A 22,859-nucleotide genomic window follows, 5' to 3' on the forward strand; every position below is an offset into this window, starting at 1 on the left:
GGCCGGCGGCATCGCGGATCGCCGTCGCGACGGTTGACCTGAACTCTTTGGGCTAGGGGCGCCGGTCGATCAGGTGTCGGACGCCGACCTGATCGACCGGGCGGCCGGCCGTGACGTTGATGCGTTCGCGGCGCTCTATGACCGCCACGTGCGCACCGTCTACCGGTATGCCCTCAGCGTTGTGCGGCAGGTCCCGGATGCGGAGGACGTAACGCAGGAGGTGTTCATCACCGCCTGGAAACGTGTCCGCGAGATCAGGATCGTAGATGAATCCGGTCTGCCGTGGCTGCTCACCACGACCCGATACACCAGCCTTAACCGAGTGCGCGCGGCATCCCGGGAACGCGACCGTCTGGGGGACGCGGACCTGAGCATGCATCCAGATGCCCGGCCGGGTCCGGTTGAGGAGTTGGAGCGCCGCCACCTCATGGTTGCGGTCGAGGACGCGGTTGCCGCGCTGTCTGAGAACGACCAGGTGCTCTACACGCTGTGCATCGAGGAGGGCCTCAGCTACGCCGACGCTGCACGCGCAATGGGGTCCTCCCACGGTGCCGTCCGAAACCGGCTCGCGCGCCTGCGGGGCACGCTACGAACCCGTTTGACCGAAACCGCAAAGGGGAACTCATGAACACCACCCTGGGGCCGGATGACACCCAAGTCGCTCGGATGCGCGCGGTCGTTCTGACTGAAATCGCCTCCCAGAGCCGCACCAACAGGCGACGCCATTTCTTCACCGTCGGCACGATCGCGCTCGTGGCCGTGCTGGGGACAACCGCCGCAGCGATCATCGTGGCGCAAGCGTAGGTGGCACGCGTTCCACGTGGATTCAGTGTCGCGTACCCCGGTCACCTTGGCTTCTGCAATTTTCAGCGACTAGCCATGGACCTAAGCTCCGAGCTCAGATGTCCGCCGGCAGCTCGCCGACACAGCATTGGTGCCCGCGAGGTGCGGCGGCGCTGACCGGTCGCTACTGGGTCCCTTCGCGTACGAACTGCCACTGCTGGTTGGCGGCGCCCGTCGACGGGTTCTGCTGGGCCGCTGCTCCATTTGCTGTGGACGACCCTGCGATTTCGAGCACCTTCCCACTGTTCGCGTTCGTCAGAGTCCAATTGCCGCCGCTCGTCATAAGGTTCCAGTTCTGCGTGGCGCTGCCTGTCGGGCCCCACTGACCGGCCTGCACGTTGTTCCCGGTTTGCGCACCGGGTATCTCGAGCAATTTGCCGCTGTTGTCGTTGAACAGCAGTGTGCTCCCGGTCACCGGATGGAAATTCCAGATCTGGGTGGGATTCGCTGTGTCAGCCCACTGGCCGGCCGGTGCTCCGTCGGTCAGGAGCGCTGAGGAGATTTCCAAAAGCTTTCCGCTGTTCCGATTGACAATGCGGAACTGCGAGTCGAGCTGGGCGCCCGGCTGGTATACCTGCAACTGGTCAAGCTCCGCATACGACGTGCCCTTGGAAAACACGATGGTGTTTGAGCCGGCGTTGAGAGTCACCGTCTTCTGCGCCCAGCCGAAACGGCCCCAGTCGACGGTGGCGGGATAACTGATCGCCGACGCAGTACCCCCATTGACGGAGACGTTGTGCGAGCTCGTCGCGCCGGTTCCGTTGTCATAACGCACGTTGAGCGTGTATGTGCCCGTGCTTGGTACCCGCACCGTGAACGTAACGGCACTCGTGGAGAGGTTGATGTTTCCGACCTTGCTCCCGTTGGCGGCGTTCACATCCGTCACGAGCGAGGTGTCGGAGGTGCGGGCCGCCTTCTCAGCCTCGTACTGCTGCGCGTCCAGCGGGATGGAGCCGACCCGGATGTCGTTGTAGGTGGTGGTGAGGTTCTCAACATTGGTCGCCTGGTAGAGCGTGCGACCATCGACGCTGTAGTCGAAGCTTTGGGCGAATCCCGAGAAAGTCCCTCCAGCGCTGTCAGTGGAGTCATAGGTGACGGCCATTGGCAGGCGCTCCCACGGTCCGGCGCCGAGGTTGTAATTGACGTAGAAATCCTCGCCGCCGCTGATGCTGCCCGAGGCGTCGAGTCCCCACTTGGAGGCAACTACCACCATCCCTTTCGGTCCACCGGTTGGCACCCACTTGACGTAGGGCGACGATCCGATGCCGCGCCCGTTCGCCAGTGCGATCTGCGTTCCGATACTGGTCGTCGGCGACCAGTTGACCCCATCCGGCGAGGTCTTGAAATACACCGGAGCCGTGTTGTTGGTCTGGCTCGGTCGGTTGACGACCTCGAAGGTCGCGAGGTATCGGCCGTCCGGGAGCTTGGTGACGGTGATCATCCCGGGGCGATCACTCTGATTCGTCGGCGCGGAGACGTTGCCCTCTGCGCCCCAGGTCAAACCACCGTCATCGGACTCGCGATATGACACCGCCTGCAGCACACCGCTCGCCTTCTGCCGTTCATCGGAGAAGTATGCGGCGAGTTTGCCGTTGCCATCGACGATGAGTGATGGCTCCCACACTGTGGTGGTTGTGGAGGTCGGGCTCGGGTCATAGGTCGCGGGGCCGCCTGTGTCGATAGTGCTCAGGTACGACCATGTGGCTCCATGGTCGGCGCTCTTGTAGACCACGAGCCGGCTGCTCGACCGGTCCGTCGGCATGATCATGCCCGAGAGCAGGATCGTGCCGGCGGGCAGACTCGCCACCTGTTGCGGAAGTTCGTAGAGGAACGGTTGCGACGTTCTGGCGAGCGTAGGGAAGTCATTGTTCGGCACCACATCGGTTAGATGAGTCCACGATGCACCATCGTCGATGCTCCGATAGATCGGATACACCTGCTTGCCGTTAACAAGAACCAGTTGGTCGTAGGTGACGAGCTGGGTGCCGTTCGCTGAACCGCTGTTCTTCAGAACGATATTCTTGGCGTAGGTGGTTCCCGCCGGCCGGCCGCCCTCGGGGTTGAAGGACGTGCCTGCCGCCGGCGCGTACACAAGTGCACCGTTGCCGGTAGTAACCGCCCGGGCAGGCGGCGCGAACGCCACTTGGGTGAAAAGCGTCACCGCCACCGCGGTCACCGCCGCCGCAAGGATCCGGCGGCGGGTGCGCCGTGCGGCTTGCCATGTCGATCCGATCATCGTGTCTCCGATCTCGTTGTTCGCGCCGCGGGACCGCAGGCGCTGTGGCGACGCGGTCCGCGTCGTCACGCCTGAGGGGTAAGCAGAATTTCGGTCCAGGAGACTGCGGGTAGTTCGATCCGCAGGACACCACCTTCGGCGGCGATGGTGGTGTTCTCGGCAAGCCCAACGCGGTCCGGGTTCTCGAGGGTGTTCGACGCGTTGATATCGTTGTCGCTCAGCGTTCGCGCAGTGACTATGAACGCGTCGAGGTCGAGCCGGCCGGCCAGATCGATCTCGAGAGACGCGCCCTCATCCGTCGACCGGTTGACCGCGAAGAGTGCGATCTTGCCCGTGCCTTCGTCAAGGCTCGCCACGGCGTCGATGAGAGGGACGTCGCCGAACTTCTCGGTCTCGTATGTGCCGCTCACCGGGGTCACGTCGAGCGCGACGCCTCTGGCATTGTGGGCGGTCGCGGCGAATGGGTAGAACGTGGTCTGACGCCACGATGTACCGCCCGGCTCGGTCATAATCGGGGCGATCACATTCACGAGTTGCGCGAGTGACGCGCTGGTGACCCGGTCCGCGTGCTTCAGCAGCGTGATCAGCAGGCTACCGAAGACGACGGCGTCGGCTACCGAGTACTCGTCTTCCAGCAGCCGCGGGGCTATCGGCCAGTTGTCGACACCGGTGATCTTGTCCACGTTCTCGTAACGGCTGTTGTACCAGATGTTCCACTCGTCGAACGAGATATCGATCGTCTTGTCGCTTCCGCGCACGGCCCTGACATGGTCGGCGGTCGCGACGACGCTGCGGATGAAGTGTTCCATGTCGACACCCGAGGCGAGAAAGCTTCCGAGGTCACCCGTGTTCTCGTAGTACGCGTGGCACGAGATGTAGTCGACGGCGTCGTAGGCGTGGGTTAGCACTACCCTCTCCCATTCGGCGAAGGTGGGCATCGATGAGCTGGACGACCCGCAGATGACAAGTTCAAGACTCGGGTCGAACATCTTCATCGCCCTGGCGGTCTGCGCCGCCAGCTTGCCGTAGTCGTCGGCCGAGCGGTGTCCGAGCTGCCAGGGTCCGTCCATCTCGTTGCCGAGACACCAGATGCGGACGTCGAACGGCTCGGTGCGTCCGTTGGCCGAGCGGCGCCGCGCGAGCTCGGTGCCTTCCGCAAGGTTGGCGTACTCGAGCAGGTCGAGAGCTTCCGGAGTTCCGCGGGTACCGAGGTTCACTGCGAGCATCAGCTCACTGCCGACCTCTTCGAGCCAGCGCTTGAATTCGTGCAGGCCGATCTCGTTCGTCTCGGCAGAATGCCAGGCGAGGTCGAGTCGCCGCGGCCGCTGCTCGCGTGGACCGATGCTGTCTTCCCACTTGTAGCCGGAGACGAAGTTGCCGCCGGGGTAGCGGATCGCGGTGACCCCCAGCTCTTTGACGAGCTCGATCACGTCGGTGCGGAAGCCGTCGGCGTTTGCGAGAGGGTGACCCGGCTCGTATATGCCGTCGTACACGGAGCGTCCCAGGTGTTCGACGAACGAGCCGAACAGCCGAGGGTTGATGGCGCCGATCGTGGCCGCCGGGTTGATGGTGAGGTGTGCGTTATGCATGGATATGATCCGTTACGGTCGGGCGGCGAAGCGGCGGTCGGACGTGGCGTGGTGCCGATAACGGTCGGCGACCGGGTTCTTGGAGCGGACGAGAGCGGTGTCGGTTTCGATGAGGTCGTAGAGGCCCATCGTCAGGAGATGGTCACGGCGAGCGTTCTCGGTGTGGCGCCAGGTCCATTCGTACATGTCGAACAGCGGCCACCAGGTGTACCCGACGATGCGCGTCCCTTCGGAGCGCATGGTTTCAACGAGGCCGACGGACTCGTCGAGCCACGCGATGCGCTCTTCGACGGATCCGGTCACGCAGGTCTCTGTGACCATCACGGGAGCGCCGTACCGGAAGGAGTAGGTCTGGAGTGCGTCCCGTAGCCCGTCCACGCCGCGATCGACCGACGGACGCGGGTCCGCGAAGCCACCGGAGTGGTGGACACCCGCCTCAAACAATTCCGTCGAGTGCCCCGGGTAATAATTGACGCCCATCACATCCGGATGCACCGGATTTTCGCGGAACCACGCGAGGGTGTTGTCGTCCACACCGCTCCGGCGCAGGACGGCCGTGAGCGGATGCTCCTCCATGACCCGGCCGGTCACGAGGTCTTCCACCAGGTACACCTGCTCGGTGAGTCGCACAGCTTCATCCCGGTGCTCTGGCGCCTGGGTGTCTCCGACGAATTTCATCGCCGCGTCGACGTGCACGAAGGTGGCGTTCGGTACCAGCTCAGCGATCGCCTGCTGGGTTCGCACGAACCCGCGGGCCACATTCACGGCGATGGTCGCGAAGCCGCGCGCGCCTGACAGATACGGTGGCCAGTACGCGTATTCGCCGGCGAACAACGCATGGATGACGGGCTCGTTGACCGGCGTGTAGTCCGTTGCGAAGTCGCCATAGCGTTCCGCGAAACGCGTTCCGTACTCCGCCACGTGTTCGGGGTAGTCCGGATGCGCGAACTCATCCTCGAGCCAGGTGGGCGTCCCGTAGTGCATCAGGTCGACGATCGGGGTTAGTCCGGATGCACGCATGGCTTCGAGTGCACGGTCCGTCCACGACCAGTCCCAGCGTCCCCGCTCGGGTGATACCCGATACCACGGCACGCCCCAGCGGAGGAGATCGGCTCCGGTTGACGCACCGAGAGCGAAGTCGCTCGCGTACTGCGCGTAGTGATCGGTGAGTTCGTACTCGTCGATCGCGCGCTCGCCGGTTCGGGTCTGGGGAACGAAGGTGTCCTCTATTCCGAGCGCGAAGTGCAGCCGCCCATCTTCGAACCAACGAGGGGCGGGGGCTGGCGGGGTCACGGTCCTCATTTCAATCCGGTGGTGGCGACGCTCTCGATGAAGCGTCGTTGCATGATGAGGAACAGGATCGCGAGCGGGAGCACCGCGATGAGGGAGCCGGCCATCATCGTGCCGTACGGGATGATCCCGCTCGGCCCGGTCAGCAAGGTCAGTCCCGAGGTGATCGTGCCCATATCGGGACTGGTGGTGAACACCAGTGGCCACAGCAGGTCATTCCAGTTGTTCACGAAGGTGAAGATCGCCAGCGTCAGCAGTGCCGGAAGGGCGTTGGGAAGCACCACGCTCCGGAACACGCGGAATTCGCTCGCGCCGTCGATCCTCGCCGCATTGTCAAGGTCGCGTGGGAGGGCGATGAAGAACTGGCGGAGGAAGAAGATGCCGAATGCGTCGGCCGCACGCGGGATGATCAGTCCGGCAAACGTGTTGACCCAGCCGAGGTTTCCGACAAGTTGGTAGATCGGGATCAGGGTCGCCTGGAACGGGATCATCAAACTCGCGACGATCACGATCAGCAGCACGCGGTTGCCCCGGAAATCCAGCCGCGCGAGGGCATACGCCGCGAGCGAGTCGAAGACCAGGGCGAAAAGCGTGACCCCGCCGGCGAAGATGAAACTGTTCAGGAAAAGCCGGGCGAACGGCAGGTCGTTGAAGATCCGCACGAAATTGTCCATCGTCCAGCCGCTCGGGGCCAGCGTCGGTGGATACGCGTTTATCTCGGCGGCCGGTTTGAAAGCCGTGAACACAATGACAATCACCGGAAGCAGAACAATGAGGGTGAGCACCACCACGGCTGCGAAGAGAAGCCAGCGACCCGCGGTGGGCCCGGCACTCGGGCGCCTCCGTGTGGAGGTACGGGTGTGGGAAGAGGCGGCGGAGGTAGCAGTGGTCATCAGCCCAGGTCCTTCTCACGTCGGCCGAAGAATCGGAATTGGATCAGGCTGAGAATGAGCGTCGCCAGCAGCAGCACGTAGGAGAGCGCCGAGGCGAGCCCGAGATCGAGCTTCTTGAAGCCCTCCTCGTAAATCTCCATGACGACGGTCTGCGTCGACCGGTAGGGGCCGCCACCGGTCATCACATAGATCTGGTCGAATGCTTGGAGCGCGGCGATCATTGCGAAAACGACCACGAAGGCCAGGGTGTTGCTGAGTTGCGGAAGCGTCACATGCAGGAAGCGCTTCCACGCTCCGGCCCCGTCGAGTCGTGCCGCCTCGTAGAGGCTGGCGGGGATCTCCTGAAGTCCGGCAATGAAGATCACCATGTAGAAACCGAAGCTCTTCCACACGGCGACCAGGACGACGGTGGGCAACGCGAGCACCGGGTCTTGCAGAACGTTGCCGAGCTGGATGCCGAGTGATCGCAGCCAGTAATTGAGCAAGCCCACTTGCGGGTCGAGCAAATACGACCAGGCGAACGCTGCGACGGCGAGCGAGACGATGAAGGGGATGAACAGGGCCGTACGAAAAATCCCACGGGCAGTGAGCAGCGGATTGTTCAGCAGGAGCGCGAGCGCGAGCGCTCCGATCAGCGCAGTCGGGGTGAAGAGGACGGCATACAACGCCGTCGTACCGAGCGTTCCGAGGATGCTTGGGTCAGTGAAGATTTGAACATAGTTGTCGAGGCCGATCCATTGCTCGACGCCGAATCCGCTGCTGTTCGTGAACGACAGCCGTAGGGCGGAAAGCATCGGCCAGGCGACGAACGCGGTCAGGATGACCAGGGCCGGGAGCAGGAACACCAGTGCGATCCTGGCCGAGCCACGCCGCGTCCGGATCGGACCTCGGCCTCCCAAGGGTGCCGGAGGTCGATACCTCCGGTTGGGTGTTCTGACAGTCGTTGTCATGGGTTATTTCTCCAGAGCGGTGGCCGCCGGGCCTCGAAGCGCGGCGGCCACCGGATTGTTGGTGCTTGTTACTTGCTCAGCGCTAGCTGGACTTTGGCGGAGGCTGCTGTCAGCAGTGCTGAGGGGTCGCCTCCCGCCAGGGCCTTCTGTGTCGCCTCGTCGACCGCAGACAGCACGTCGACGCTGTTCGCGACGCCGGGCAGCAGCGGACGTGCCGTTCCTGAGATTGCGGTCAGGGCTGCGACGACTGGGTTCGACGAAACGTCCGAAGCGGGGATGTCGGTGCGCAGCGGCGGCCATCCGGAGCCGAGTGACCACTTGGTAGCCACCGCCTTGGTGAAGAAGTAGTCGAAGAACTTCTTGGCAGCAGCTTGCTTGGTCGGGTCGGCCTGGGCGGTAACCGCCGCGCTGATACCGATTGCCGATGCAGCCTGCTCCTGAGGGCCGGCGGGGATGCCAGCGATTCCCCAGTCGATCTTCGCGTCGGAGGCCACTCCGGCCATCCACGGGCCACCGATTTCCATCGCGGCCTTTCCGGAACTGAACAACTTGTCGGATCCAACGCCGTCGAGACCAGTCGGTGAGATGTGGTTCTTCGTCACCGCGTCCGCCCAGAACTTCAGCGTCTGGACGTTCGCGGCCGAATCGACGGCCGACTTGTTGTTCTTAACGAGGTCGCCGCCATTGCCGTAGAACAAGCTCGCCCACACACCGTTACCAACGGTGGCGTGATCGGGGAGTGCGAGACCATACTGCTCAGGCTTACCATCGCCGTTCTGGTCGACGGTCAGCTTTTTGGCATCTGCCACCCACTCGTCCCAGGTGGTCGGAAAGGTGCTGATGCCGGCTTTCGTAAACAGCCCCTTGTTGTAGATCACCGAGAGCGGAACGAAGCCGGTGGGTACGCCATAGTAGGCGCCGTTGACCTTCTCCATCTCGACCGCACGCGGGCTCAAGTTGGCGTTCCTCGTGCTGGCCTGGGCGTAGAAGTCATCCAGTTTTGCAAAGGCACCCTTCGACGCGTAAACAGGCAGGTTTTCGGCCGGAAGGGCGACGATGTCCGGACCCTTTTTCGCGGAAAGAGCAGGCAGCAGGGTGTCACCGATGACGGCCCAGGTCTTCGTCGTGGTCTTGATCGTGATCTGCTTCTGCGACTTGTTGAAGTCGTCCACGATCGTGTCCAGGACCTTACCGTCGGCCTCAGTGTAGCCGTGCCAGAACGTCAGATCGACGTGAGCGGACGAAGAGGACGTGCCTCCTGCGGAGCCTGAGCAGCCCGCGAGAGCGAGCGCGGCTCCGGCTGCGACCGCGACGGCCGCGACGAGTTTCTTCATTGAATGCCTCTCTAGGGTGACCGGCGACGGCGCCAATCTACGGGTTCTACAACGTTGTATTTCCAACGTTGTATCAGAGTATAAGAACAACGTTTGCAGATTGTCAACGGCCGTTATCAGTGCGTGACTGAAACCTTAACCAGGGTCGACTCCCGCTCCATCAACGAGAAGGGCACCTCAATCTGCCGAGGCGGCCCGACTGCTCCGTCGCGATCGCCGATCCGCTCGATCAATGCGGCAACAGCCTTCTCCGCAATGGCGGAGCGGCCCGGATCGATCGTGCTGAGGCTGGGCATCGCGAACTGGCTCTCGATCAGATTGTCGAAGCCGATGACTGCTACCTGCTCGGGGACCCGGATGTTAGCCTGATTCAGGACACGCAAGGCACCCAAAGCCAGTTCATCGTTCAGCGCGAAGACCGCGTCGAACGAACGTCCCGACTCGATGAGTTCTCGGGTTGCAGCAGCGCCATCGCTTCGGTGCCAGCCTTCCCGAAAAATAACGAGCTCATCCCCCAGGCCAAGGCCGTAGTCCTTGAGTGCGCGGCGATAGCCCTCCAAGCGGAGCGCCGCGGACCCGACCGATTCGGCCGCGTGGGCGCCCAGCACTGCGATACGCCGACGACCTGCGCGGATGAGATGCTCCGTTGCTGCGTACCCACCGTTGACATTCTGCATGAGTACATGGTCGGTTGGTCCGTTGAATATCCGCTCTCCCAAGAGAACGAGCGGATATTCAACGTTCAGATGAGCGGCGTCGTCGTCGGACATTCCAAGCGGAGAGAACAGCAGCCCGTCCAGCATCGAAAGCCTGGGACCTCGCAACAGTTCAAGTTCAGCGGCTCGGTTGCCGCCCGTCTGCTCGATCAGCGTTACGAAGCCGACTTTGCGAGCGGCCTCCAGAACCGCGTCGGCCAGCTCCGCGAAGTAGCTGAAACTGAGCGAGGGAACAGCGAGGCCGATGACCCCCGTGCGGCCCGTCCGCAGGTTCCGTGCCGCGAGATTTGGTTGGTACCCCAACTCGTCGATGGCCGCCAGAACCCTTGCTCGGGTTGACTCCTTTACGAACTCGTAGCCGTTCACCACGTTGGAGACGGTCTTCACCGAGACGCCGGCAGCACCCGCCACATCTTTCAGCGTCGCGACCATGGGCGACCCCCTCCTTGGACGTCGAGTTTCGTTTACAACGTTGCTAGTTTCGCACACGATGCGCTGCGACTGCGGTGTCGAGTACTTGCCTTGCCTACCGGGGCAGGCTAGGCAACGTCGTCGATGGCCCGGACAACGACGAGGACCCGCAGCCCCATAAGCAAACATGGGCGCGATCGCTGTACGCGGTATGCACGCCGACGACGCCGAAGTCATTCAACGTTGCCGGTGTCGGCGGGACCGTCTTCGAGCGTCGCTGTGCAGGGTACACCGGGTATGAGGGCGGCCAGTAACGCGAACACGTCGGTCATTTCCTTCTCGGTCGGGTTGGGAACTGCAACCGATGCGCCGATCAAGATCAGGTAGGGGATCATCGCAGCCGAGCGTGCCTGGGTATCGGCTCGGCTAGGACTCACCATGGACGCGGCTGGACTTTATGTCGGACTTACACGCGGTAAACAGAACAACTCCGTCATCCTCGTGGCCCCAACCGAGACGTCCGCGAAGTCCCAACTCATCGAGATGATGCAGCGGCGAACCATCGAAGAGACGCTCCACGCGTCGCGCGCGGCCGCGCGCACCGAGCTCAACCGTGCCGCCCGAGCCGGCGTCGATATGAGAGATCGCACGACCCGCGAGAGCGTTGTGCAATCCGCGTCCCTCTGACCAGGCGTCAGGTCAGTTGATCGCCGGACCGTTCGCGCGCAGACGTCGACCAAGAGCGTTGGCTCCATCCAGAGCGCCATCGTACGCACGATAACGAAGGAGTGCGACGCCGAGTGAGTCAGCACATTCCCGGGCACTCGGGCGCACACCTCCGGGCACAAAGATCAGCGGGAGTCGGCCATCGTTAGCAGCGACATTCGCGGCCCGCTCAACCGTGTCGATATCGAGGTTGGCGCGCCCGTCGTAAATCCAGGCTAGATATTGGTTGCTATAGAGATCGCAGAGGTGGCGCGCATCTTCCCGCGCGATCAGGGTTTCGACCGTGCCGAGATAGACCATCCACTCACGACATAGCTCGACCGCGGCTGCGCCTGAGACGCCATACGGCCTTGGTGGTGGTGGCTCAATCTTCACGCCTTAAGGTTGCACCCAACTACCGAAACTTGCAGAAATGGTCCCCCCGATCAGATGGATGACTCCCGCTTGACGCCATCGTCTTTCCCGACTCCGCCGATGCGTGCATGACGTCGACCATCCACAGGCATTTGGCGGGGCGCGCGACTGAATTGAGGGACGGGGCGCGGCGGCCGACTCGAACGACCGGCGCGCCCCGCGTCTGTCAGCCTTTCGTGACGGCAAACTCCTTGAAGTCCGTGGCTGCAATCATCCCGCGGATGCCCGCAGCACCGGTCGTTGGGCATCCAACGTCGGTCACGGAGACTATCGCTTGGTCCCATGAAGCCGCCGATTGCCCGGTCGCCGAGATTGTGCAGCCGGTCGCACGGAGGGTCACGTGGTACCAGGCGTTGAGCGCAACACCCCCCGGAACGGTCGTGTTCGCTAACGGCGTCCAGCTGGTTGTGTTCGCCCGGCCGAGGGACAATTGCGAGGTCGTGCCGTCCACTCCGACGAAGTATCCGTTGTAGAGGTCGGGACCGGTACCCGGCGAACTCACCCGCGCCATCACACCCCCGTTTCCGCTTGGTGCGGTGAGGCTGGTGATCTTGACGTCCGAAGACACTGTGTAATTGTCCCCTGAAACAGGCGATGTCTGCTTAGGCCCATTTGTGCCGGTACCGGTCTGGCTCTCCGTTCCGGTCGCACCGACGGTCGACCATGTGCCGCCGTATGTGGTCCAGCCTGTCGATGCCCCCGACGCCCAGCTGTCGCTGTAGGTCGAGGCGGTAGATGCCGCGGCAGGCGTTACCTGGAAGTTCCGGAACGACGCTGAGGTTAGATGGCTCCGGACCCCGACCTGCCCAGCAGCCAGACACCCGGCGTCCGTCGTCGAGGCCGTGGTCGTCGCCGTCGAGTCGTCCCGTTTCAGGACTGCCGTGATCGTGCAACCGACAATCGTCGCCTGCAGGTGGTACCAGACTCCCGTCGAGACCCCGCCCGAGACGGCGGATGACGTTAGCCCGGTCCAGCTGTAGTTCTGCCGCCCGATGAACAGGTTGCCGAGCGACTCGATGCCGACATAATAGCCGGCGTGACTGTCCGCACCGATGTCCGGGTTGGTTGTGCGAAGCAGCACACCGGCCTGCCCGGAGCTGTCTAACCGCAGGTCGGTGGTAATGGTGACATCCGTCCAGCCGGTCGACCCGACGAGGGACTTCGGGCCGGATGATGTGCCAACCTGTGAGTACACGCCGCCGCTCACCGACCACGAACCGCCATATGTCGCCCAGCCCATGTCGTTGCCGGAGTCGAACGGCGCATACAGTGGCAGCGCCCCGATGGGGCCGACGCCGAACCGCACGTCGCAGCGCGTGGTCGACCCGCTGACGTAGCGTGGCGTGACCATCATCACGGCCGTGCCCGACGCAGTGGGAACCAGGCTCGGGCTGTAGTTTGCGCACTGCTTACCCGCCCCGTTGTTGTAGTCGCCGGTCGGGTCGATGGTGACCGGAGCCGAAACGATTTGCCAGTTGCCGGCACCATTGTTCGTGTTCGTGAAGACGACCCGGCCCGTCTCCGGCTTCACGACGGTGGTCGCGCCGTCCGAGCCGGTCACGACTCGCTGGCCAGTGGCGATCAGTGTGCCGTTGGCGCCGCCTCCGGGTGTCCAGGTGAGTCCAGGAGTGTGTAGAAGCTGGCGTCCGTCGGCGGTCTGGATGAGCGTGCCTAAACTCGACGCCGTACCCCAGGATGCGCCGTCGGTCGACGTTTTGAGATACACCCGGCACGTCTGATCGGCGTTGCCGATGGCGTCATGGCACAGCTCGTACGCCATGGCGTAGGTTCCGTTGCCGAGCTTGCGAACCACCGGCATGCCAGGGCGCGAGTTGCTGTCCCCGATCGCGACGGTATCCACCTGGCTGCCCCATGTTCCGCCGCCGTCCGAGGAAGTCACCATAACCAGCTTTTGGTAGTAGCCCGAAGCGCGCAGGCGCTCATCCGAGAAATGGCACGCCAGCTTACCGTCGGCGTTGAGAATGATCTCCGGCTCCCACAGCCCCGTGGAGACCCCGCTCGGGCTGCCAGACTTCGTCGCGCAGTTGCCGCGCTGGGTCCAGGTCACTCCGTAGTCGGTACTCACGAAGGTTTGCACCTCCTGGTATCCCCAGTTGACGTTGTCCCAGGCGTTGCCGGCTGCGATGATTGTGCCGGCTGCGAGGCCACCGCTGGCTACGGGCAGCTCGTACATCGAGCCGAAATAGATTCCCCAGCCAGCCGTCGGCGAGTACAAGGTGCTTATGGCGGTCCATGTCGCGCCATTGTCGGTGCTGCGTTTGATCACCGAATGCGTTCGAACGCCGGTGTCGTTGACGCTGTACATCACGAGCAAGTCGCCGAGTCTGCTGGTATCGGCGCTCGCTGCCAACCTGATGATGCGTGGGTAGTCGTTGTTCTCTACGCCTGTTCCTGAGCTCGGCGCAGCCACAACGGTACCGGGCGATGCGGATGCAGGGGATGCGGTGAACACGACCTGCAACATGAGCAGTATCGCGATCAGCGCTGCTCCTGGGAGCAGGGTTCGACGGAGCGGATGGGTGGAAGTTCTCATTGTGTTGACTCCTTAGTTATCCGGCATTCGTCCCCCTGCAGCAAGCTCGAGTCGCTCGACATGCAGGCGGGCGTTCGACGTGCGGATGCCGACCGAACCTGCCGGATAAGGCAGGGGATCGTGCACGTCGAAGAGGCTCAGGCCGTCGAGTTCGACCGAGATGGTGCCTCCGTGTACGCGGAGGCGGACCTGATGGGATATCGATGGATCAACATCGAACGGGTGCGTCGCGAGCACCCGTTCGTCGTAGGCGTGCCGGGCGAGTACGACGTGATCCCGGTGCAACTGAACCGAGTATCCGAGTAGGAAGTTGATACCGAGCCGGGTATCGTCTCCTTCTCCTCCTTCGGAGAGCTGTGTCGCCCGCAGGAGAAGATCGGCATGCGATACGTCGCCGCCGAACGCGACCGAGACGGTCGCATCGATCGTGAGGTCGTCCCAGGTGGCGTCGCCGAGGAGGCGCTTGCCGTAACCCTCGATCTCTTCGCCTTCGACGGATGCCGAGGTGCCGTCGGGCGCGGACATCACTGTGACCAGCGCGAGGGTGGGAGTGCCCTTCATCCCACGTATGACGAGTTCCCCGTCATCGAGACGGAGGTCGACGGCCAGGTCTCCGGATTCGAAATCGCCGGCGAGATAAACGCGCTGCGGACCGTCGCTTTGAACCTGCAACTTGTAGCTGATCTCCTCACCAGGACGCAGGCGCACTTCGTCGTAGGGCTGACCAGCTGCGCGGACGAGTTCGCCGCCGGTGCCCAGGGATGCCCAGAAGCGACCGGGTGCCGGCTTGGGAGCGACACGTTCTGCGACGGCTGCGGTCGTCCGTGTCAGTGCGATGTGGCCGAGACGAACCGGCGCTGCGCCCGTGGCGATGCCGAGGCGCTTCACGCCCACGTCCCGCGCTACCGAAACGGCCCGCTCGTCGACCCAGATGCGCAACCTGTCATCCTGAATGATTTTCCAGCAATGCAGCGCCGCTTCAGCCACACCCTCGGGCAGTTGCACGAAATGATCATCGAGTACGAGCCCGTGGCCAACGCCAGTCAGGTTCAGCTCCGCCGTGAAAGTCTCGCCGAGTTCCACATTCCACTGGGCGACCGCACCTTCCCCGAGGAGCATTCCCGCGAAATCGCGGGCTTCCAGGTGCCCGTCCGAAACAACCCAGCGGTCGGCCACCGAAGCGCCCCAGTCGCACCATTCGTCGGGCATCGAAGGCACTCTGGCTGTCATCGTCGGCCCCAGCACCTGCAGGCTGGACCCGCTCCAGACCTGTCGATCGATGTCGAGATCGCGCGAGGCGTCGGGGTTCAGATTGTGGTAGGCGATGTAGGTCGAGACCAGGTCCGGTCCGGAGACGCTGCTGCTGTGACCGAGTCCCACGCGGGGCCCGCTTGTGCTGATCAGGATCGGGTTGAGCGGATCGGCCCGGTACCCTGTCAGCGGATGGTCACTCCAGGCGGCATCAATACGGTACCCGCGACTCAGGTAGTGGTTTCCGGTGAGGGTCATGGAGTACACGCCATCGCGCTTACTGACGAATGGGCCCTCCGTCCATCCGTTCATGTGAATGCCGGTGAATACAGGTTCTCCGAAATCCGTCGGCGACGCCATCTCGCATCCCCAGATGCCCTCGTCGCCGGCCCAGTAGAAGTACCAGCGACCGTCGTCGTCGATGAGCACGTTGCCATCGATCGCGTGCCCGACGTTCCCCGAGACGGGGACGAACGGACCGGTCGGCGACTCGGAACGCAGCACGAAATGGCCCTGACCCGAGGGCGACGTGTACATGAAGAAGAACCCGCCTGCGTATACGACTTCGGGGGCGAACGGCACGAGACCGGGAAAGACGTCTTCGCCGATCGTCGGCCCCTCGAGCTGCCAGGTCACAAGATCGTTCGAACTCCAGCAGCGAACGTCGGGATTCGTGCAGTACAGGTAGTACCTGCCGTCGTGGCGGAGTACGAACGGATCGGCGAAGTCGCCCGCTCGCGCGACGGGATTCTGGTAAGTCGCCACGTCAGCCCTTGATCCCACTGAAGGCGAACGAGTTGACGAAGTACTTTTGCGCGATGGTGAAGAGGATGATGACCGGCAGCACGGCGATGATCGACGCGGTCATGACCATGGGGTAGTCGGTCTGCTCCGCGTGGAACGCGCTGAACGACGCGATCACGAGCTGCACGGTCGAATTCTGCGGCGAGTTTGTGAAGATGAGCGGCCCCAGGTAGTCGTTCCAGGTGGCCATGAAGACGATGATCACGTTGGCCGCGATCGCCGGCTTACAGAGAGGGAGGAAGATGCTCCAGTAAATGCGGAAGAACCCGGCGCCTTCGAGTTTGGCCGCCTCCAGAAGCTCGGTCGACAGGCCGAGCATGTACTGCCGCAGGAAGAAGATCATCGTCACGTTGCCGAGGAGGCCGGGGACGATCAGCGGGAGCAGGGTGTCGATCCAGCCGATCTGCGCGTAGATCAAGAATTGCGGGATGATCAGCACGACGATCGGCACCATGAGGGTCGCGAGCAACACGGCGAAGATGGCACCCTTGTGCGGGAACTCGAGTTTGGCGAACGCAAACGCTGCCATCGTTGACGAGAGGGTGCCGACGACCACGACTAAGGCCGTCACGATCAGGCTGTTGAGCAGACCAGTAGCGAGCGGTACAACGTGCCAGACCTCGATGTAGTGCTCCCACTCGACCGGGTTGGGGATCCACTGGGGGGGATAGTCGAAGACCAACTTCGACTCTTTCAGCGAGGTCGACAACATCCACAGGAATGGGAGCACCATTGTGAGCGCGCCCAGGAGCATCAGGGTGAACGCGATGACGGTGCCGGTCCTCCGGACGGTGGTGTTCGTGCGAGCCACGGTCATTCTCCTTCGAAGACCCACCGGCGGGACAGCCGGAATTGGATGAGCGTCACGCCGAGGATCACGAGCGCGAAAAAGACAGCCGTGGCGGATGCGAGTCCGAGTTCGTTGGAGCCGAACGCCTTCTGCCAGATGTAGTAGGTGATGGTCGCAGCGCTGTAGTCGCGTCCGCCGTCGGCGGTGAAGAGCTGAACTTCGACAAAGGTCTGAAGCGACCCGATGACTCCGATGATCGTCAGGAAGAAGATCGCAGGCGTAAGCATTGGCAGGGTGATCTGGAAAAACTGGCGTGCGGCGGAGGCGCCGTCGATCCGGGCGGCTTCGTAGTACGTCTCGGAGATGTTATTGAGACCCGCGAGGACGTAGATCGAGGTGATTCCGATCAACTTCCAGGCGATCATCAGGACGATCGTCGTCTTGATCCAGGCCGGGTCGCCCAGCCAGTCGGGGCCCTGGATGCCTATCAGCGCGAGTCCCTGATTGACGAGTCCGTACTGGTAGTTGAAGATCCATTTCCACAACACGACCAGCGCGACTATCGATGAGATGTACGGCAGAAAGAAGAGGATTCGAAAGACGCCGCTGCCGGGCGTTCCTCGGTGGACACCGACCGCGAGCAAAATGCCGAAGAACAGATAGAAGGGGATCGGGACCAACATCACCAAGGTGTTGCCCGACGCGATCCAGAAGTACTTGTCGGTCAAGAATGTGGCGAAGTTCTCCAACCCGATGAAGTCCTGACGACCGCTGAGCCCGTTCCAGTTCGTGAATCCGGCATAGATCGCGATCCCGACAGGGACGATGCAGAACAGGATCACCTGAAGCGCGATGGGCGTGACGAAAGCGAGGCCCCACGCCGTTTCGTGCCGCCGCATCGATGGCCGCCGCCTCGATGCTGGGCGCCTTGTCGTCATGCTCATTGGCCGCAGTGCTCCATTTCAGATCGGCCGCACGGTGGGGCGCGAGACTGTTTTACCGGTCTCGCGCCCCACCATTGCGTTTGTCAGACCTTACTTGCCTTGTTGTGCGATGCCGTCGTCGAGCTGCTTCTGCATCTCGTCCTGGATGGAAGCGGTGTATTGAGCCGCAGTCTTTTCACCCTTCCAGACACTGGCCACATTGGCGTTGAACGTGCCGAACCAGTCGCTGTTGTAGGTGTAGGTCTGCGTCGCACGGCGGCCGTAGTCCTCGATGATCCGGATGAATTCCTGCTTGTTCGCCGGAGCCTTATCCGTCTTCAAGTAGTTGTTCTTCGCCATGTCGACGAGGTTCGGGATGGCCTGCCCCTTGTCGATGTTGGTCTGCTGGGCGTCCTTGTTGAAGGCTAGGAACGCGGCCAGGTTCGACGCATCGCTCTTATCCTTGCTGGTGTTCGAGACCGCGAGGCCGATGCTGCCGTACCAAATCGCTTCCTTACCCGTTGCCGGGCTGACCGGCCACGGCATGATGTCCCAGTTGAACTTGGCGTCATTCCACAGGCCGCCCTGGTTCCACGGGCCGATGCCCATCATCGCGACCTTGCCGTCGACGAAGCGCTGGTAGTCCGGAAGCGCAGACTGCTCTGCCGGGGTCGGAACGACGTGGTCCTTGAGGTTGAGATCCGCGACCCACTGCAGCGCATCCACGAATTTCGGGTCGGTGACGGTGACCTTCGTGTGGTTCGCGTTGAGCCAGTCGCCGCCGTTCGACCACACGGCGGATTCGACCGAGTACGGCGTGGAACCGTACACCTTGTCGGCACCCGTGCCGTGGGTCAGCTTCTTCGCGGCGGCCTCGAACTGGTCCCAGGTCCACGGAGCGTCGTCCGTCGGGGCGGTGATTCCTGCCGCGTCGAACAAGTCCTTGTTGTACGCGAGTGTGAACGGTCCGATGTCCTTGGGCAGTCCGTAGACGGCACCCTTGCCGGGAGACTTCCCGTCGTAACGGTACATGTCCAGCGCCTTCTTCCAGACGTTGTCGGCCTTGAACACCTCGTTGTTCTTGACGTAGGAACTGAGGTCGGCGATCAGGCCGGCGTCGGCGTACGGCATCACCTTTTCTGGCTGCAAGTAGAAGACATCGGGCGTCTTCTTGCTGGCGATCATAGTCTGGAGCTTTGTCGCGAAGTCAGTATCCGGGACCGTGATGTAGTCGACCTTCACGTGCGGGTACTTGTGCTCGTACTGCGAGATCATGGTCTTGAAAGCGGTGATCTCCTCGGGAGATCCCCAGCCCATGAACGTGATAGTTTTATCGCCCGCCGGCTGAGCGGCACTGCATCCACTCAGTGCGAGGGCGGCGGCCGTTATTAGAGCGAACGCGGCGCTGCGTTTCTTCATGTCTGTCTCCTGGTGCCGCGAGCATCCTGTGCCGGTCTCCGCTGCCAGAGGCGGCTCGGTCGTCGTCGACCGTTGGGTAGCTCGATTATTTGAGGACGCTAATCTATAGCGCTGTAAATGTCAAAGATCTCCCACGATTTGGGCTCAAGCTAATTATGCTGTCGTCATGACACTCGGAAGATCAGCAGGCGGCGTCCGCCTCCAGGACGTGGCAGATCTCGCCGGCGTCTCGATGAAGACCGTTTCGAACGTGGTGCATGACTATGAACACGTTTCCGAGGCGATGCGGGATAAGGTGCAGGCCGCGATCGACGCACTTGGCTACCGGCCAAACCTCACGGCGAGGCGCCTCGCTACGGGCAAGACCGGCATGATTGCCCTGGCCATCCCCGAGATCGATCAGTTCTACTTCGCCGAGTTGGGCCGGCATATCGGCGAAGAAGCTGCACGATACGGCTATCGAATCCTGGTCGAGCAGACGCTCAACGACGTCGAGGCCGAACGCGCCGTGATCAGGGACCGCGACGAGGGACTGGTCGACGGGGTCATATTCCAGCCAGCGCGCATCGACACTCTTGAGATCGCTCGCCTGCGTCCGGGAACGCCACTCGTGCTTCTCGGAGAGGCCGCGAGGCCAGTAAACACGGACCATGTCATGATCGACAACACTCGGGCGGCGCGGGACGGCGTCGAGATGTTGCTGGGGCGCGGCCGCCGTCGCATCGCGTTCCTGGCCACGGTCCATGGCGACATCACCGAGTCCACGCACCTCCGGCTGCTCGGCTACCAAGAGGCGCTGCTCGCGGCTGGGGTCGGGCTCGATGCCCACCTCGTGCTGCAGAGCGAGGGGTTCGGCTTCGAAGATGGCGTGCGCGCAATTTCGTCCGCGATCGCTGCGGGTGTCGAGTTCGACGCCGTGCTCTGCCGGGACGACCTGTTCGCAATGGCGGCGCTTCGCGGGCTCGAGATCGCGGGGCGCCGGGTGCCGGAGGATGTTGCTGTACTCGGCTGGGATGACACGGCGGTGGCTCGCTACAGCACTCCCGCGCTGTCTTCGGTGTCGCCCGACAAGCAGGCACTGGCTAGCGCCGCGTTCGCTCTGCTCGAGGACCGAATGCAGGGATACGACGGTAGTGGGCGCCACGAGATCGTGGCCCATTCAATCATTGAACGCGCCACAACCTGATCCCTGCTTTACAGCGCTGCAAGGAAGCCATATGGTTCTCCCATGCGTGTTGAACCATTTTTGGCGGCGAGCGAGCAAGACGGGACATACCCGCGGCCGCAGCTCGTTCGCGACCGGTGGGCTGAACTCGGAGGGGCGTGGGAGTTTGAATTCGACGACGCGGACGCGGGCCGCGAGCGCGGCTGGCATGCCGGACAATCGCTCTCGCGCAGGATCATCGTCCCCTTCCCCCCTGAGTCCGAGGCCTCGGGTATAGGGGAAACCGGGTATCACCGTGTTCTGTGGTACCGACGCACGGTCACCACGAGCGAGATCGAGGCGACCGGTCACGCTGACGGAAACACGCTGCTTCTCCATTTCGGGGCCGTCGACTACCGGGCCGACGTGTGGGTTAACGGATTACACGTTGTCCACCACGAAGGCGGGCACACCCCGTTCGCGGCGACGGTTCCGCGACCAGGGAAGGGCTTCGAGATTGTCGTTCGCGTCGAAGATGACCCGCTCGATCTCGGCCAGCCTCGCGGAAAGCAGGACTGGGCCGAGCAGCGACACGTGGTCTGGTACGACCGCACGAGCGGCATCTGGCAGCCGGTCTGGCTCGAGTCAGTTCCTGGTGTACACATCACGCACCTTGCGTGGCGACCTGACATCATCACAGCTGAGGTGCGACTGGCGATCGAACTCTCCGCCCATCCCGTCGTCGGCACCAACGCGCGTGTCACCCTGCGCCTCGGTAGCAAACTGCTGGCAGAGCAGACTCTGCTCGTGTCGGAGTCCCGCACGACCGTGGTGGTCACCGTCGACGCGTTGCGCAACGGGCAGGCGCACGAGGATGTGCTTTGGTCGCCAGAGCGGCCCACGCTCATCGATGCGACTGTTGAACTCGAAGTACCCGGGCAGGAGCGAGACACCATCGCTTCCTACTTCGGTTTCCGCCAGATCGGCGAGGGTGCGGGGCGGTTCCTGCTCAACGAGCGACCATACGACATCCGAGGCGTTCTCTCGCAAGGCTATTGGCCTCACTCACACCTCGCTGCTCCGGGTCCGGGCGCCTTGAGGGCGGAAGTCGAACTCATCCGTGAGCTCGGCTTCACCACTGTGCGCGTCCATCAGAAGATCGAGGACCCTCGGTTCCTCTACTGGACCGACCGCCTGGGCCTCTTGGTGTGGGAGGAGATGCCGAGCACGTACGAGTTCTCGGCCACCGCATCCGCTCGCCTTCTGGCGGAGTGGACTGAGGTGATCCGCCGGGATGCCTCGCATCCGAGCATCGCCGTCTGGGTGCCATTCAACGAGAGTTGGGGCGTTCATCATGTGGCGAAAGACCCCGCGCAGCAGAGCCTGGTTCGCGCGATGTACCACCTGACGAAATCACTCGATACGTCACGGCTCGTCGTCTCCAACGATGGCTGGGAACACACGTGCTCCGACCTGCTGACCATCCACGACTACGAGAACGACCCGGTCCAGCTGCTCGCCTCGTACGGCACAGGGGACGCGGTGCGTGGCTGTCTGGACGAGATCGCCCCCAATGGACGACGGATGCTGGTTGGGACCGACGAGGAACGCACGCGCACCGCGGCACGGCCCGTCGTACTCAGCGAGTTTGGCGGTGTCAGTATCGAGCCGTCAGAGGAAGGCGCGTGGGGATATCAGCTTGTCGAGTCGCACGAGCACCTCGAACAGCACCTCGTCAGCCTTTTCGCTGCGGTCCGCGGAACCGAAACCCTCGCTGGCTGGTGCTATACACAACTGACCGACACGGCGCAGGAAACCAATGGCCTCACGGACGAGCACCGCGTCCCCAAAATCCCTGTCGAACGCATCCGCGCGATCCTTCGGGGCGAGGACCATTTGCGCGTGCCTGTCGATCAGCGATAGGGTCCGGTCGAGCTGATTGGCGCACCCCTAAGGAGATTGAAAGCTCGAGTTTGGGGTTTCGGAACAGCGTATCCAACTGAGGGTCGCGCTTTGGCGATGCCGATGCGCCAGAGCTTGCGGTCGTCGGTGCGCAATCGCCCTGCCGCCGCCTCGCCGCCGGAGAGGTCACATCGTGGGTGACCCATTAGACAAGGCAATTTGCGCGACCCGGATCTGCACCCACGACAACGGATCACAGTAGGCAACGGAATCCGGGCGCGTATTGAAAGTTGGCGAACTAGCGCCGAAACTAACAATCGACCTGTCGGGACCTTCAGCCGCGCCCGCGCAGAACAATCGTGAAAAACCGTGGCCCCTCATACTTCCCGTCGCAGCTGCGGAGTCAGTATCCGTCATCCAAAAAAGCTCTCCAACCGACCGGAATCGTGCCTTAGGGTCATGCGCGAACCGCTTTGAAATCCCAAAGCGGTGAGTAGACGGCGAGTTTGGCCAAAAACCATTGACCGGGTAGTCTGGGCGACAGCCCTACTTCCCAGTGTTTTACTGGGATTCCGGGCCGCGCGAGTGTAGTTCAATGGTAGAACTTCAGCTTCCCAAGCTGATAGCGCGGGTTCGATTCCCGTCACTCGCTCCAGTTGTCACGTCTCAA

The 22,859-nt window shown here is 62.8% G+C and carries 18 protein-coding genes and 1 tRNA gene; 5 read left to right on the plus strand and 14 right to left on the minus strand.

The features are described 5' to 3' along the window. Nucleotides 1-73: 73 nt before the first annotated feature. On the plus strand, nucleotides 74-628 hold the full coding sequence (locus AAYO93_RS17145) for an RNA polymerase sigma factor (RefSeq protein WP_345762384.1): 555 nt from the start codon (nucleotides 74-76) through the stop codon (nucleotides 626-628). Further along, nucleotides 625-804 carry a hypothetical protein gene (locus tag AAYO93_RS17150; RefSeq protein ID WP_345762385.1) on the plus strand — a complete coding sequence of 60 codons (180 nt, stop codon included), beginning with the start codon at nucleotides 625-627 and terminating at the stop codon, nucleotides 802-804. The genes AAYO93_RS17145 and AAYO93_RS17150 overlap by 4 nt, the downstream gene beginning before the upstream one ends. A gap of 163 nt (nucleotides 805-967) precedes the next feature. Here AAYO93_RS17150 and AAYO93_RS17155 read toward each other — a convergent pair whose 3' ends face one another. The 14 genes from AAYO93_RS17155 to AAYO93_RS17220 all read right to left on the minus strand — a co-directional run bounded on the left by AAYO93_RS17155 (nucleotide 968) and on the right by AAYO93_RS17220 (nucleotide 19,143). Beyond that, nucleotides 968-3,148: an RICIN domain-containing protein gene (locus tag AAYO93_RS17155; RefSeq protein WP_345762386.1), complete on the minus strand. Its 2,181-nt coding sequence runs from the start codon at nucleotides 3,146-3,148 to the stop codon at nucleotides 968-970. After that, complete coding sequence (locus AAYO93_RS17160) at nucleotides 3,145-4,668, minus strand: alpha-N-arabinofuranosidase (RefSeq protein ID WP_345762387.1); 1,524 nt, start codon at nucleotides 4,666-4,668, stop codon at nucleotides 3,145-3,147. Before AAYO93_RS17160 ends, AAYO93_RS17155 begins: the two co-directional genes overlap by 4 nt. 12 nt (nucleotides 4,669-4,680) lie before the next feature. Further along, nucleotides 4,681-5,970, minus strand: a complete 1,290-nt coding sequence (locus AAYO93_RS17165; RefSeq protein ID WP_434056652.1) for a family 1 glycosylhydrolase — start codon at nucleotides 5,968-5,970, stop codon at nucleotides 4,681-4,683. Next, nucleotides 5,967-6,851 (minus strand): carbohydrate ABC transporter permease, encoded by an 885-nt coding sequence (locus tag AAYO93_RS17170; RefSeq protein ID WP_345762389.1) that lies wholly within the window; start codon nucleotides 6,849-6,851, stop codon nucleotides 5,967-5,969. The genes AAYO93_RS17165 and AAYO93_RS17170 overlap by 4 nt, the downstream gene beginning before the upstream one ends. Next, nucleotides 6,851-7,696 (minus strand): carbohydrate ABC transporter permease, encoded by an 846-nt coding sequence (locus tag AAYO93_RS17175; RefSeq protein ID WP_345762390.1) that lies wholly within the window; start codon nucleotides 7,694-7,696, stop codon nucleotides 6,851-6,853. Before AAYO93_RS17175 ends, AAYO93_RS17170 begins: the two co-directional genes overlap by 1 nt. A gap of 173 nt (nucleotides 7,697-7,869) precedes the next feature. Continuing rightward, a complete protein-coding gene (locus AAYO93_RS17180) occupies nucleotides 7,870-8,973 on the minus strand; it encodes an extracellular solute-binding protein (RefSeq protein WP_345762391.1) in 1,104 nt (367 codons plus the stop codon). A 278-nt stretch (nucleotides 8,974-9,251) separates the two neighbouring features. Next, nucleotides 9,252-10,283 (minus strand): LacI family DNA-binding transcriptional regulator, encoded by a 1,032-nt coding sequence (locus AAYO93_RS17185; RefSeq protein ID WP_345762392.1) that lies wholly within the window; start codon nucleotides 10,281-10,283, stop codon nucleotides 9,252-9,254. Between the two features lie 212 nt (nucleotides 10,284-10,495). Then, complete coding sequence (locus AAYO93_RS17190) at nucleotides 10,496-10,657, minus strand: hypothetical protein (protein ID WP_345762393.1); 162 nt, start codon at nucleotides 10,655-10,657, stop codon at nucleotides 10,496-10,498. A gap of 304 nt (nucleotides 10,658-10,961) precedes the next feature. Then, nucleotides 10,962-11,363: a hypothetical protein gene (locus AAYO93_RS17195; RefSeq protein ID WP_345762394.1), complete on the minus strand. Its 402-nt coding sequence runs from the start codon at nucleotides 11,361-11,363 to the stop codon at nucleotides 10,962-10,964. Nucleotides 11,364-11,568: 205 nt separating this feature from the next. Beyond that, nucleotides 11,569-13,956 (minus strand): family 16 glycoside hydrolase, encoded by a 2,388-nt coding sequence (locus AAYO93_RS17200; RefSeq protein ID WP_345762395.1) that lies wholly within the window; start codon nucleotides 13,954-13,956, stop codon nucleotides 11,569-11,571. A 12-nt stretch (nucleotides 13,957-13,968) separates the two neighbouring features. Next, nucleotides 13,969-15,972 (minus strand): glycoside hydrolase family 43 protein, encoded by a 2,004-nt coding sequence (locus AAYO93_RS17205; protein WP_345762396.1) that lies wholly within the window; start codon nucleotides 15,970-15,972, stop codon nucleotides 13,969-13,971. Between the two features lies 1 nt (nucleotide 15,973). Beyond that, on the minus strand, nucleotides 15,974-16,822 hold the full coding sequence (locus AAYO93_RS17210) for a carbohydrate ABC transporter permease (protein ID WP_345762397.1): 849 nt from the start codon (nucleotides 16,820-16,822) through the stop codon (nucleotides 15,974-15,976). 2 nt (nucleotides 16,823-16,824) lie between these two features. Further along, nucleotides 16,825-17,700 (minus strand): carbohydrate ABC transporter permease, encoded by an 876-nt coding sequence (locus AAYO93_RS17215; protein WP_345762398.1) that lies wholly within the window; start codon nucleotides 17,698-17,700, stop codon nucleotides 16,825-16,827. Between the two features lie 135 nt (nucleotides 17,701-17,835). Continuing rightward, nucleotides 17,836-19,143 (minus strand): ABC transporter substrate-binding protein, encoded by a 1,308-nt coding sequence (locus AAYO93_RS17220; RefSeq protein WP_345762399.1) that lies wholly within the window; start codon nucleotides 19,141-19,143, stop codon nucleotides 17,836-17,838. Nucleotides 19,144-19,309: 166 nt separating this feature from the next. On the opposite strand from AAYO93_RS17220, the gene AAYO93_RS17225 reads away from it, so the two are divergent. The 3 genes from AAYO93_RS17225 (at nucleotide 19,310) to AAYO93_RS17235 (ending at nucleotide 22,844) form a co-directional block, all read left to right on the plus strand. Then, nucleotides 19,310-20,329 carry a LacI family DNA-binding transcriptional regulator gene (locus tag AAYO93_RS17225; protein WP_345762400.1) on the plus strand — a complete coding sequence of 340 codons (1,020 nt, stop codon included), beginning with the start codon at nucleotides 19,310-19,312 and terminating at the stop codon, nucleotides 20,327-20,329. 42 nt (nucleotides 20,330-20,371) lie between these two features. Further along, nucleotides 20,372-22,210, plus strand: a complete 1,839-nt coding sequence (locus AAYO93_RS17230; protein WP_345762401.1) for a glycoside hydrolase family 2 TIM barrel-domain containing protein — start codon at nucleotides 20,372-20,374, stop codon at nucleotides 22,208-22,210. Between the two features lie 560 nt (nucleotides 22,211-22,770). Next, nucleotides 22,771-22,844, plus strand: a tRNA-Gly gene (locus tag AAYO93_RS17235). Nucleotides 22,845-22,859 lie beyond the last annotated feature (15 nt).

The organism is Diaminobutyricibacter sp. McL0608, assembly GCF_039613825.1.
Classification (GTDB): domain Bacteria; phylum Actinomycetota; class Actinomycetes; order Actinomycetales; family Microbacteriaceae; genus Diaminobutyricibacter.

Excerpts from the sequence above, each read along its gene's own strand:
- AAYO93_RS17200 (WP_345762395.1), bottom strand. The coding sequence starts at position 13,956 with ATGAGAACTTCCACCCATCCGCTCCGTCGAACCCTGCTCCCAGGAGCA.
- AAYO93_RS17220 (WP_345762399.1), bottom strand. The coding sequence starts at position 19,143 with ATGAAGAAACGCAGCGCCGCGTTCGCTCTAATAACGGCCGCCGCCCTC.
- AAYO93_RS17160 (WP_345762387.1), bottom strand. The coding sequence starts at position 4,668 with ATGCATAACGCACACCTCACCATCAACCCGGCGGCCACGATCGGCGCC.
- AAYO93_RS17170 (WP_345762389.1), bottom strand. The coding sequence starts at position 6,851 with ATGACCACTGCTACCTCCGCCGCCTCTTCCCACACCCGTACCTCCACA.
- AAYO93_RS17215 (WP_345762398.1), bottom strand. The coding sequence starts at position 17,700 with ATGCGGCGGCACGAAACGGCGTGGGGCCTCGCTTTCGTCACGCCCATC.
- AAYO93_RS17230 (WP_345762401.1), top strand. The coding sequence starts at position 20,372 with ATGCGTGTTGAACCATTTTTGGCGGCGAGCGAGCAAGACGGGACATAC.
- AAYO93_RS17150 (WP_345762385.1), top strand. The coding sequence starts at position 625 with ATGAACACCACCCTGGGGCCGGATGACACCCAAGTCGCTCGGATGCGC.
- AAYO93_RS17185 (WP_345762392.1), bottom strand. The coding sequence starts at position 10,283 with ATGGTCGCGACGCTGAAAGATGTGGCGGGTGCTGCCGGCGTCTCGGTG.
- AAYO93_RS17225 (WP_345762400.1), top strand. The coding sequence starts at position 19,310 with ATGACACTCGGAAGATCAGCAGGCGGCGTCCGCCTCCAGGACGTGGCA.
- AAYO93_RS17165 (WP_434056652.1), bottom strand. The coding sequence starts at position 5,970 with ATGAGGACCGTGACCCCGCCAGCCCCCGCCCCTCGTTGGTTCGAAGAT.
- AAYO93_RS17190 (WP_345762393.1), bottom strand. The coding sequence starts at position 10,657 with ATGATCCCCTACCTGATCTTGATCGGCGCATCGGTTGCAGTTCCCAAC.